Below are 12,218 nucleotides of genomic sequence, written 5' to 3'. Positions count from 1 at the left end.
CGTCGACACACGTATATCAGTGATGGCCGGGGCGGCGCTGCTCACGCCGATCGTCCTGGCCTGCTCGCGTCATACCTTGCGAGTCCTGCCCCTGCTCCTGCCGCTGCTCCTGCTGCTGGCGCGGCATCTGCTTGGGCATCTTCTTCGGTGCTTTTTTAGACTTGTCAGCCATCTCCACACGGTCCTTTCCGAGGGATAAGTGATTAAGCCTTCAACGCACTGTCCGACGCAATCCACCTCGCGTGCGGGGCGTCCCACGCCTGACTCGACCAACAATAAGCACCATTACGGCGTGAGGGTAGACCTGCGCGGAAAATAGGTTTCTGACCTTGGAAAATTCGGCGTGTCAGTCCTTGATCCATTCCCCATTACCGGAACGGACCCAGTGGACCACCTATTCCCGGCTTCGCCATTCTGTGACATTGCGAGAATTGCGGCGAGAACGGGGGATTCGATCTCGATCATTGTCGATAACTCGGTCAGGAAGGGAGGGGGATGAATTCGACGGTTGCTCCGTCGGTGGCGTTCGGGGGAACGATGACCAAGCCGTCGCGGTCTATCAGGCCGGCCAGGTGGGCGGTGCGGACCACCGGGTCGCCGAGCCAGCCGCCTTCGGGGGCGTAGCGGGCGGGGGTGATGCGTTGGACCGGGGCGGTGATCTCGGCGGCGTTGTGGAGTGGGCCCAGGATCTTTCGGGGGAGGGGGGCGCCGGTGCGGGCGGCGACGATCGCGGGGGTGAGGGAGAGGAGGACGGCGATGGCGGCGAAGGGGTTGCCGGGGAGGCCGAGAACCGTAGGGCCCGTGGGGAGTTCGGCGACAACGGTGGAACCGCCTGGGCGCAGGGCGAGTCGGGGGACCAGGACGCGGGCTTCGGCTCGGGCGATGGCGGTACGGAGTTGGTCGGCCGCGCCGCCGCCGGTGGCGCCGACTACGACGAGCAGGTCGAAATCGGAGGTGTCGGTGAGCATGTCGTCGAATCCGTGCGCGGTGTCGCGCAGGTGGACGCGGTCGACGACGCGAATACCGCAGCCCGCGAGGAGATCTGGCAGGACAGGCCCGATCGAGTCACGGGTCTGGCCGGACTGAAGCGGGCCGGTGCTGCGAATTTCGTCGCCGGTCATGACAATTCGCGCGCGAACGGGTCCACGGACGGTGCCCGTGATGACCTCGACCGAGGCCGCGGCCGAACGGAGGGCGGCGGTGATCCGAGTGCCCGCCGGGGCGACGAGATCGCCGATCTTCCTGTCCTCGCCGCTCTTTCGGACATCGCCGCGAAACGGGGTGTCGGGGAGTCGGGCCAGCTCGTCGCCGGTGATGGTGGCGAATTCGTCGCGCACTACCGAGGTGGTGCCGTCCGGAACGTGGGCGCCGGTGGCGATGCGTACCGCCTCGCCCGAGCGCAGGCCCTCCGGCCGCGCGCCGCCCGCGAAGCCGACGTCGCGCCGCAACTGCCACGGACCGTCGCCGCAGACGGCGTAGCCATCCATGGCGGAGACGTCGAAGCGGGGCAGTGGGCCCGCCGCGGTGAGTGCTGCCGCCAGTGCGGCACCGGGGACTTCGCTCAGCGCGGCCTCGTAGGCGACCAGGGGAGTCAGGCCGGTGCCGAGGCGTTCGCGCGCTTCGGTGAGGTCGAGGCGGGCCGACGCGCGGTCGGTGGCCAAGGATTCACGGGCGCGGCGGACCTCTTCCTCGGTATCGCAGTCGGCGATATCGGGGAGCTCGACCAAGACGGTCTCGGCGGGCACGATGGCCTTCATCGGCTGGTTCACCAGTGAACCCAGTCCCGCCACCGCCGCCACCAGCGCGCTGCGCCGCCAGACGCCGACGAGGTATTGCGGGCGACCGGAGGCGTCGATCGCGAAAACGGCATCAGCGGTGGAATCGGTTGCCCTGCGCAGCAATTCGTGGACGGTGGCATCGGTGAGGAACGGCATGTCGGCGGCCAGCACGACAATCCACGGGGCCGTGGTGTCGAGTGCGCTCAGGCCGGTGCCGATCGCCGCGACGGGCCCGGAACCCGGCGGCACCTCACGAACCTGCCGGAACCGCGCATCGAGTGCGGGGCGGTACGGGCCGACCACCACCACCTCGGCGCAGTCGCGCACCGAATCCAGCGCGGCGTCGAGCATCGATCGCCCACCGATCACGATCGCCGGTTTGTCGACCCCACCCATCCGACTGGCGCGTCCACCCGCGAGCACGATGGCATCGACGGCGGTCATCGGCTGATCCTGAATCGGGTAAACGGCACGAAAGTCATGCTAGTAGGCGTGCTGCCGGTGCTCGAGCTGCCCGCGTGCTCGAGGGTGGCGGTCGCTCAGAGTCGCGCGGTGCGCAGAACGACACGACCGTCGACGACCGGAACACCTTCTTCGGTGAGCAGCCGCAGCTGGCGGGTGGCCAGGTGCGCGGCGGGACGGCCGCTGGCGCCGATGACACGGTGCCACGGCAGATCCGCGGAGTCGGTGCGCATGATCCAGCCGACGGTGCGAGCCGAGGACAGCCCGGCCGCGGCGGCGATATCGCCGTAGGTCGAGACGCGACCCGGTGGGATGGCGGCGACGAGTTCACGGACCTTCTCCACCTGCTCCTCCGTCGTGACAGCCACGGGCTACAGGACCTCGGCGATCAGCGCGGCGGTGTCGGCGGGGCGGGCCTGGGCGACCATGTGGTCGCAGTCCCAGACCTCGGCGGTGAAGTCGTCGAGGTGGGCGGTGAGGGCGGCCAGGAACTCCTCGGTGACATAGGGCGGCTGCACCTTGCCGGCGCGGACCAGCACCGTCGGCAGGTCGGCGGGCGGCAGCACGAACCCTCGCGCCAGCTGACCCCAGTACGAGGTGATCGCGGGCTGGAAAATGCGCCAACCCACGCGGCCACCCTCGGTCGGCACGAGGTGCTCGGCCAACTCCCGTTCCAGGGTCTCGGGATCGACTTCGTCGGGTCCCCACGCGCTGACCTGCTTGTCGGAGCGGGCTTCGGCGAGATCGGTGTAATCCGGGGAGGCGAGATTGGCCAGGGCGATCTGCTCGATCAGTTTCGCGTCGATGCCGATGGCGGGATCGAGCAGGACCAGCGCGCGCACGAGGTCGGGGTGCTGCCGGGCCAGATGGATGCCGGTAGCGCCGCCGAACGAGTGGCCGACCACGACGACGGGTCCGTCGGTCTCGGCACGAAGCAGCTCCGCGAGATCGGCGACGATCGTTTCGAAATCCCACGGCGGCAGCGAGGTGGAGCGGCCGTGTCCACGCAGGTCGGGGGCGACGATCCTGGCCTCGGGCAGGTGCTCGGCGGCCAGGGTTTCCCACCGGTTGCCGTGGCCGGTGAGACCGTGCAGGGCGAGGACGACGGGACCGTCGGCGGGGCCGAATCGGTGCACATGAAGCGACGACACGACACCCATTCTGGCCGGTCGCGCACAGTCTCGCAGCGTGTCCCTCCGGTAGGGGTACGCCGGAGTGTCGGACTGGTCTGTTGCAATAGCCGATGTGGTGCGATCGGATAGCTCGGTGCGACTCGTGCGCCGGACAACGCGGGCGCCCCGGCCGCGGGCCTGGGGTGCGTCCGTTCGCGCGCTGTTCACCGAGCAGGCCCAGCCCGCGCCGCCACGTCCGGGGTGGCGGCCGTGGCAGGTGATGGGCGGGCCGGGGACGGGTAAGACCTCGCTGCTGATCGACCTGGTGACCGCGCGGATCGTCGACGGCGCCGACCCGGCCTCGGTGCTCGTCCTCACCCATACCAAGCACGCCGCGGCCGCGTTGCGCGATGCGATCACCCATCAGCTGGGGCCTGCCGCGGGTGGCATTCCGGGCGCCAGCCGGGAACCGATGGTGCGCACGCTGCACTCCTACGCGTTCTCGGTACTGCGTCGGCATGCGGAGCTGCACGGCAATCCGCCGCCGCGACTGCTCACCGGTGCCGAACAGGACGCGGTGCTCCGGGAGATGCTGCGCGGCGATCTCGCCGACATCGAAGCCGGGGCCGGGGGGTTGTGGCCGCCGCGCCTGCAGCCCGCGCTCGCACTGGGTGGGTTCGCCGAGCAACTGCGCGATCTGATGTTGCGCGCCACCGAGCGCGGACTCGGGCCGGAGGACCTGATGGCCCTCGGTCGTGAACACGACAACGACGCGTGGGTGGCGGCCGGGCGGTTCTTCCAGCGCTACGAACAGGCGTCGATGCTGCGCTGGTCGGTCGGTGTCGCCGCGCCGGAGGCCACCGCGCCCGCCCTCGACGCCGCGGAACTGGTCGGTGCGGCGCTCGACGCCCTGGCCGGTGACCGGAATCTGCTTGCCGCCGAACGAGATCGGATTCGCTACCTGCTCGTCGACGACGCGCAGCACCTCGACCCGCAGGCCGCGACGCTCGTGCGCGCCATCGGCAGCGGCAGCGCGAGCACCGTCGTCACCGGCGACCCGGACCAGGCGGTCTTCACCTTCCGCGGCGCGGATTCGCACTTCCTCACCGACCTCGACACCGCCGCGTCGCGTCGAATCATCTTGCGGCACAACCATCGCAGTGGTGCGCCGATTCGATTGGCGAACGCGCGCATCGCGGCGAGGTTGCCGGGCAGTGCCCGGCACCGGGTGCTGCCGGGGCAGGAAAACGAACCACCCGAGCCCGTAGCAGGTCAGGAGCATGGACTCGAGGACGTCGATCTGTTCGCGCACGCCGACCTACCCGAGGGACCAGGCCGGCAGCGGGCCGCGACAGTAGACCGCGACGTCAGCGCGGAATCCGCGCGCCCCGATTCGGCGGCATTCGAGGACATGCCCGATGAACCGGACGTCTGGCCGGGGCATCTGCCGCCCGATGACGAGCCGCCGCCCGATGACGAGTGGGCGGCCCCGGAGGATTCGCATCCCGTCGACGAGTCGAGTGTGCGGGTGCGGGTGCTGTCGACGCCGGCCAAGGAAGCGGCGCTGATCGCTGATCACCTCCGCCGCGCGCACCTCACCGATGGGGTGCCGTGGTCGGCAATGGCCGTGATCGTGCGCTCGGTGCCGTTGTCGCTGGCGCCGTTGCGGCGGGCATTGCTGGCGGCGGGGGTGCCGGTGCGCAGGCCCGCGGTGGCCGAGCCGTTGGCGCGGCGGCGTGGAGCGGCGTGGATGGTGCTCGCGCTGCGGGTGCTGTTGGCGGGGGATCCGTCGCGGCCGGGCTCGCGGCGGGCGATCGACGCGATGTTCTCGCCCGACGATGCGATGGATCTGCTGTCCGGGCCGCTCGGCGGGGCCGACCAGATCGCGCTGCGCCGACTGCGCCGGGGTGTGCGACGCAGCGTGCTCGACCTGGAACGCACGGGTGCGCTCGCCGAGCCCTTCGTCGACGGCGCCGACCAGTTCCTGCTCTGGGAGGAGGCCGCGCCCGCGCCGGAAATGCCGGAGCCCGAACCGGATCCGGTCGACGACGAATGGCTCCCGCCACCGGACCCGGACGACCCGCTGCGCCCGGAACCCGAACCGGACTGGGATATCGCCGAGCGACTACCCGATGATATCGACCTCCTCGATGTCGAGAACCCGCCTGCCGCGAACACCGTCGTGGAAGTCGTACGCCCCGAAGCGCCCGCGGTGGCGCTGATCGACCAATCCTCCGCCGAGGTCCTGCGCGACCTGATCGTCGGCGTCGGCGAACAGCGGTTGCTCGACGGGCTCACCGAAGTCGAAGCCGCGCCGCTGCGTCGGGTGTTGCGTGCGGTGGCGAAGGCCAAGGAGACGCAGGCCAGAGGACAGGGTCTCGAAGACGTGCTGTGGACGCTGTGGACGAATTCCCGGCTGGAGCGGCGTTGGTTCCGGCAGTCACGGCGCGGCGGGGCCTCGGGCATGCAGGCCGATCGTGATCTCGATGCCGCCGTCGAATTGTTCGATGCCGCAGCCGCTTACGTCGACCGGCTGCCGAAGGCGAGCATCGACGGGTTCGTCGAATACCTTCTGCACCAGCAACTTCCACAGCAGGGTAGGCCGCTGACCGCGGAAGGCGAGGCGGTGACCCTGCTCAGCGCGCACGCTGCCGCGGGCCGGGAATGGGACGTGGTGGCGGTGGCCGCCGTGCAGGAGGGCATCTGGCCGAACCCGCGCTCGCGGGGCACGTTGCTCCACACCGAGGATCTCGTCGACCTGGTCGGCGGAGTCGATCCGAGTGCGACCGTGAGCCGGGCCGCACCGATCCTGGCCGAGGAACGCAGGCTGTTGCTCGTGGCGTGCAGTCGGGCTCGGCAGTCACTGCTGGTCACCGCTGTCGAATCCGCTGCGGGAGACCAGGATCTGGTGCCGTCGCGGTTTCTCACCGAACTCGTCGGTGACGACGACAGCGGCGAACCCGGCGCGCTGCCGGTCGCCGATCCCGGACGCGCGCTGGTCATGCACGCGCTGGTCGCCGAATTGCGCGGGGTGGTGTGTGATCCCGGGGGCGACCCCGAACGTCGTGATCGGGCGGCACGTCAGCTGGCCCGGCTGGCCGACGCGGGCGTGCCCGGCACCGACCCCGGCGACTGGTACGGCACCGCCGAACTCAGCTCGCAGCGCGAACTCTGGGACGACGACGATTCGCCGATCGGGCTGTCACCGTCGACGGTCGAGCTGTTGCGCACCTGTCCGCTGCGGTGGGCGCTGGAACGGCACGGCGGTACCGACGGCGACAACCCGCACGCCGTGAAGGGCAATCTCGTGCACACGCTCGTGCAGGCGCTGGCGGGCGATGTCCCCGAGGCGCAGGTGCGCGCGGCACTGGACCAGGCGTGGAAAACGGTCGACCCGGCCGACGGCTGGCATTCGCGACAGGAACTGCGCCGCACCGAGACGATGCTGGAGACCTTCCTCTCCTGGGTCCGCACCACGCGCGGTGAGCTCACCCAGGCCGGGGTGGAGGTACCGGTGGACTGCGTGTTGCCCGCGCGCACGGAAGGCGCACGGGCCGTGCGGATTCGGGGGCGCATCGATCGGCTCGAACGAGATGCGCAGGGGCGCTTCGTCATCGTCGACGTGAAGACGGGCAAGACGCCGGTCAGTGAGAAGGCGGTGGCCGATCACGCCCAGCTGGCGACCTACCAGGTGGCGGCCGCGCACGGCGCGCTGGACGAGGAGGAGTCCGAGGAGCCGACCCCGGTGGTCGATCCCGGTGGCGCGCGGCTGGTCTATGTCGCCAAACCGAACCGCAAGACCGGCGCGGCCGAACGCACACAGAACGCGCTCGACAGCGACGGACTCGACCAGTGGCGCACCACCATTCACGATGCGGCCGACGCGACGCGCGGTCCCGGATATCTGGCGGTGCGCAACGACGGGTGCAGACACTGCCCGGTCGCGGGCAGTTGCCCGGTGCAGGACACCGGACGGCAGGTGACCGACGAGTGAGCGGCGTGCGCGTCACCCCGCAGCGGTTGGCCGACGCGCTCGGCCTGCCACCACCGACCGATGAGCAGGCGGCGGTGATCGCCGCGCCACCAGGGCCCACGTTGGTCGTCGCGGGCGCGGGCGCCGGCAAGACCGAGACGATGGCCGCGCGGGTGGTGTGGATGGTGGCCAACCAGTTGGTCGCCCCGGACGAGGTGCTCGGGCTGACCTTCACCCGAAAAGCCGCCCAGCAGTTGACCTCTCGTATCCGTACGCGGCTGGCCCGGTTGGCGGGCGCGCCGCTCCTGCGCGAGATCGACCCCAGTGGCGCGCTGCGCACGATCGTCGCCGGGGCCGAGCCGGAGATCAGTACCTACCACTCGTACGCGGGCAGGTTGCTCACCGCGCACGGGCTGTTGCTGCCGGTGGAGCCCTCGGCGGCCCTGCTCACCCAGACCCAGCTGTGGCAGCTCGCGCACGAGGTGGTGCGGTCCTGGGACGGCGACCTCGACACCGACCGCACCCCGGTCTCGGTGACCGAGGCGGTGCTCGCCCTGTCCGGGCAGCTCGCCGAGCACCTGGTGGAGCCGGAGCAATTGGCCGAGGCGCACGCGGAGCTGGAGAAACTCGTCTACACGCTGCCCGCCGGTCCACGTCAACGCGGCGGGCCGAGTCAGGCGCTGATCGGTGTCGTGACCGCGCAGCGTGAGCGCGTCGCCCTGTTGCCGCTGGTCGGCCAGCTCGCCGAAGCCCTGAACCGTCGCGGCGCACTGGATTTCGGCTCCCAGATGTCGCTGGCCGCGCAGCTCGCCGTCGACCACCCGGAAGTCGCCGCCGCCGAACGCGCTCGATTCAAACTGGTCCTGCTCGACGAATACCAGGACACCGGGCACGCGCAGCGCGTCCTGCTCTCGGCGCTGTTCGGCAATGCCGAGGCGGTGCGACAGGATCGGCCGAGGCAAGCGGTTCGGATTCGGGGTGACGCGCAGCCGACTCGTGCGCACGCGGCCGACACCTTGTTCGGGGTGGACGATCAGGACCCGGCATCTCCGCAGGTGCGCGGCGACGGACCTGGACACGTGGGCAACCTGTCGCTCCGTGGTGACTCTGTCGGTGACGTACCCGGACCATCGCAGGCCCTCGCGGTGACGGCGGTGGGCGACCCGATGCAATCCATCTACGGGTGGCGTGGCGCTTCGGCGGCCAATCTGCCGCGGTTCGCCACCGACTTCCCCGCTGCGCCAGGGGTTCCCGCACCGGTGCTGCCACTGCTGACCAGTTGGCGGAATCCGCCCGAGGCGTTGGCGTTGGCGAATCTGGTGGCCGACCCGTTGCGGATGGTGGCACGGGCCGCCGGCGGCGCGACGGTGGACGCGTTGCGGGCCAAGCCGCAATCGCATGCGGGGGTAGTCGAGTTCGGGCTCACCGAAACCATTGCGCAGGAGCGCGACTGGATCGCCGAGCGGATCGCGCGAGAGTGGGCGAGCGCACGGGAGAACGAAGCGCCGCCGCCCACCTCGGCGGTGCTGGTGCGACGCAATGCCGATGCCGCGCCGCTGGCCGAGGCGCTGCGTGAGCAGGGGCTGCCGGTAGAGATCGTCGGGCTCGGCGGGTTGCTGGCGACCCCGGAGGTCGCCGATATCGTCGCCACACTGCGGTTGATCGCCGAACCGGGGACCGGGAGCGCGGCGGTTCGGATTCTCACGGGGGCCCGGTGGCGGATCGGGGTGGCTGACCTCGCCGCCCTGGCGCGACGCGCGCGGATGTTGTCCATCAGCAGTGTGTCCGGTGGCGACGCGAACGCGATCACCGATGCCGCCGGGCTGGCGACGGCGCTGCGTGAGGTGGCGCCCGAACCGACCGAGCAGGCCGGGCTGGCCGATGCCATCGCCGATCCCGGTGCGGCGGAACAGTATTCGGAGCCCGGGTTCGCGCGGATCGCCGCCTTGAGTGAGGAGCTGGCCGCGCTACGCGAGCGCAGCGGACAACCGCTGGTCGAACTCGTCGCTGATGTCGAACGCACCATCGGGGTCGGCGTCGAGACCCAGGCCAGGCGCGCTATCGCCGGTGGCGGTGCGGGTCGCGAGCATCTCGACGCCTTCGCCGAGGTGGTCGCCGGATACGCGGCCGACTCCAGGGCATCGCTGAGCGGCCTGCTCGCCTTCTTCACCGCGGCCGAATCGGTCGAAAACGGTTTGGAGCCCGGCGAAGTCGAGGTCGCGCGCGACCGCGTGCAGATTCTCACCGTGCACGCCGCCAAGGGCCTCGAATGGGAAGTCGTCGCCGTGCCGCATGTGAGTGCCACGGTGTTCCCGTCGACGACCGCGTTGAGCACCTGGCTCGGCGCACTCACCGAACTCCCCACCACCCTGCGCGGTGACCGCGCCCAGCCGGACGCGTCCGAAGGCGTGCCCGTGCTCGACCTGAGCGCCGTGGGGGACCGCTCCGAACTCGAACACGCGATCGCCCACCACAAGGACGCGCTCAAGAGTCGCCGCCTCGACGAAGAACGTCGCCTGTTCTACGTAGCGCTCACCAGAACCGAACGGGTGCTCCTTGTTTCGGCCTACTACTGGCCCGAGACGGGCAGTTCGCAGAAGGGCCCGTCGGAGTTCCTGCTCGAGCTCAAGGAGGCGAACGAGAACCCGGACAGCGCGGCCTACGGCGTCGCCACCATCGCCCGCTGGGACGACAAGCCCGCACCGGACGCCGTGAACCCCTTCGCCGACAACCCACCGACCGCCCAGTGGCCGCGTGACCCACTCGGCAACCGTCGCGACCCCATCGAACAGGGCGCCGCGCTGGTTCGCGAGGCTCTCGACACCTTGCGCAGCGGCACAACGGTTTCCAGCCGTGCAGCGGGTGATCAACTCGAGTCGGCCGAGGTCGTCGAGGACGACCCGGAAGGGTGGGTCAACGACGTCGACGCGCTCCTCGCCGAATTCACCGCCGCCGAACTCGCCGAACAGCAGGTGGAACTTCCGGGCCAACTCCCTGCCACCGCCCTGGTCGAACTCCGCGCCGACCCGACTCGCCTGGCCGCACGTCTGCGCCGCCCCCTTCCGTACCCCCCGAACCCGATGGCCAGGCGTGGCACCGCTTTTCACGCCTGGGTGCAGTCATGGTTCGGCACCGAACAGCTGCTCGGCCTCGACGAGCTACCCGGCGCCGCCGATAGCACCACCGAGATGGGCCGCGCCGATCAGGAACTCGCCGCCATGCAGTCGGCCTTCCGCCGGTCACCGTGGGCGCACCGCAATCCTGTCGACGTGGAGGTGCCGTTCGAAACCAGCATCGCGGGCACGGTGATCCGTGGCCGCATGGACGCCGTGTTCGCCGAACCCGGTGGGCGCTGGATCGTGGTCGACTGGAAGACCGGCGCCGAACCCGGCCCCGCCGACGAGCCCGCCGTCGCCATGCAGCTGGCCGTCTACCGCCTCGCCTGGGCCCGCCTGATGGCCGCCCGCACCGGCGAGACCGAGGACCGGATGCTCCAACGAGTCGGCGCCGCATTCCATTACATCCGCTCCGGTCGCACCATCGCCCCCGAGCAATTGGCGGGCCCAGCCGAACTGGCGCGCCTCATCCACGACGCCGCACCGGAAAACGCCGACACCGATCCACACGAGGCCCACTGAGCCGATAGTGTTGCGCTCGCCGAGGAAAGCTCGAGGCGAACAGGGCCGTCAACCCGGCGGCGCAGCCGCCGGTTTTCGGCCGCCTTGATCTGGACTGACCAGAGGGTGCGACGAAGGAGTACCCGGCGGGAGGGAAGATCAAGGTTCCCAGGCCGAAAACACGCGGCGCCAGCCGCCATAGATACAGGAGCAGGCATGTTCGGTGACACGCGCAACCCGGTCGGGTTGAGCAGCAGTCCCGACTACGCCCTGGTCGGTCTGTTGCGGATCCCGGCGGCGCAGTCCAGCCCGTGGGTCTCGCTCACCCGCCGCGTGCTGTTCGCGATCGCGCTGCTGTTCACCGCTGCGACAGTGGTCTATGTCGGCCGCGACGGCTATAGCGACAACACCGGCGACGAGCTGTCGTTCCTGGACGCGATGTACTACGCCACGGTGTCGTTGTCTACCACCGGCTACGGCGATATCGCCCCGGTGACCCCAACGGCACGGCTGGTGAACATCATCGTCATCACCCCACTGCGCGTCCTGTTCCTCATCGTGTTGGTCGGTACCACTCTCGGCGTGCTGACCGAACGGTCGCGGCAGGCATTCAAGATTCAGCGATGGAGGCACACCGTGCGTAATCACACCGTCGTCGTCGGCTACGGCACCAAGGGCCGCACGGCGATCGATGCGATGGTCGGTGACGGGATCCAGGTGTCCGACATCGTGGTGGTCGATACCGACCCCATCGCGCTGGAGGCCGCCGCCGCGGCGGGTCTGGTAACCGTGCACGGTTCGGCGACCAAATCCGATGTCCTGCGGCTGACCGGCGTGCAGCGTGCCGCCGCGGTCGTCGTCGCCACCAATCGCGACGACACCGCCGTACTGGTGACGCTCACCGCCCGCGAACTGAACAAGACGGCCAAGATCTCCGTGGCCATCCGTGAAGCGGAGAACACCCACTTGGTCCGCCAGTCCGGCGCCGACTCGGTGGTGGTGTCCTCGGAGACCGCGGGTCGACTGCTCGGTATCGCCACCACCACACCCACGGTCGTGGAGATGATGGAGGATCTGCTCACGCCCGAGCAGGGCTTCGCCGTCGCCGAACGCGAGGTGGAGGAGGGCGAAGTGGGCGGATCGCCGCGCCATCTCAGCGACATCGTGCTCGGTGTGGTGCGCAACGGGGCACTGATCCGGGTCGGCGAACCCGAGGTCGACGCCCTCGACGCGGGCGACAAACTGCTCTACATCCGTCGCGCCGGAAAGTAGTCAC

7 protein-coding genes are annotated in these 12,218 nt (G+C 70.0%); 3 read left to right on the top strand and 4 right to left on the bottom strand.

Annotation, left to right across the window (positions count from 1 at the left end; translation table 11 throughout):
• Positions 1 to 16 precede the first annotated feature (16 nt).
• From OHS03_RS21665 to OHS03_RS21650, 4 genes are all read right to left on the bottom strand, one after another.
• Positions 17 to 172, bottom strand: a complete 156-nt coding sequence (locus OHS03_RS21665) for a hypothetical protein (RefSeq protein WP_156677410.1) — start codon at positions 170 to 172, stop codon at positions 17 to 19.
• A gap of 307 nt (positions 173 to 479) precedes the next feature.
• Positions 480 to 2,222 carry an NTP transferase domain-containing protein gene (locus OHS03_RS21660; protein WP_328656590.1) on the bottom strand — a complete coding sequence of 581 codons (1,743 nt, stop codon included), beginning with the start codon at positions 2,220 to 2,222 and terminating at the stop codon, positions 480 to 482.
• Between the two features lie 95 nt (positions 2,223 to 2,317).
• Positions 2,318 to 2,608, bottom strand: a complete 291-nt coding sequence (locus OHS03_RS21655) for an MGMT family protein (protein WP_056812765.1) — start codon at positions 2,606 to 2,608, stop codon at positions 2,318 to 2,320.
• Between the two features lie 3 nt (positions 2,609 to 2,611).
• On the bottom strand, positions 2,612 to 3,400 hold the full coding sequence (locus OHS03_RS21650) for an alpha/beta fold hydrolase (protein WP_328656589.1): 789 nt from the start codon (positions 3,398 to 3,400) through the stop codon (positions 2,612 to 2,614).
• A gap of 115 nt (positions 3,401 to 3,515) precedes the next feature.
• On the opposite strand from OHS03_RS21650, the gene OHS03_RS21645 reads away from it, so the two are divergent.
• The 3 genes from OHS03_RS21645 to OHS03_RS21635 all read left to right on the top strand — a co-directional run bounded on the left by OHS03_RS21645 (position 3,516) and on the right by OHS03_RS21635 (position 12,214).
• Positions 3,516 to 7,346 (top strand): ATP-dependent helicase, encoded by a 3,831-nt coding sequence (locus tag OHS03_RS21645; RefSeq protein WP_328656587.1) that lies wholly within the window; start codon positions 3,516 to 3,518, stop codon positions 7,344 to 7,346.
• Entirely contained in the window at positions 7,343 to 10,963 is a 3,621-nt protein-coding gene (locus OHS03_RS21640) for an ATP-dependent helicase (RefSeq protein WP_328656585.1), read from the top strand. Before OHS03_RS21645 ends, OHS03_RS21640 begins: the two co-directional genes overlap by 4 nt.
• A gap of 195 nt (positions 10,964 to 11,158) precedes the next feature.
• Complete coding sequence (locus tag OHS03_RS21635; RefSeq protein ID WP_328656583.1) at positions 11,159 to 12,214, top strand: potassium channel family protein; 1,056 nt, start codon at positions 11,159 to 11,161, stop codon at positions 12,212 to 12,214.
• Positions 12,215 to 12,218: the final 4 nt, after the last annotated feature.

It is taken from the genome of Nocardia salmonicida, assembly GCF_036142455.1.
Taxonomy (GTDB): Bacteria; Actinomycetota; Actinomycetes; order Mycobacteriales; family Mycobacteriaceae; genus Nocardia; species Nocardia salmonicida.
This window is presented reverse-complemented; position numbering and strand designations above follow the sequence as displayed.

Coding starts and splice junctions, on each gene's coding strand:
- OHS03_RS21665 (WP_156677410.1), bottom strand. CDS start 172: ATGGCTGACAAGTCTAAAAAAGCACCGAAGAAGATGCCCAAGCAGATG.
- OHS03_RS21660 (WP_328656590.1), bottom strand. CDS start 2,222: ATGACCGCCGTCGATGCCATCGTGCTCGCGGGTGGACGCGCCAGTCGG.
- OHS03_RS21650 (WP_328656589.1), bottom strand. CDS start 3,400: ATGGGTGTCGTGTCGTCGCTTCATGTGCACCGATTCGGCCCCGCCGAC.
- OHS03_RS21635 (WP_328656583.1), top strand. CDS start 11,159: ATGTTCGGTGACACGCGCAACCCGGTCGGGTTGAGCAGCAGTCCCGAC.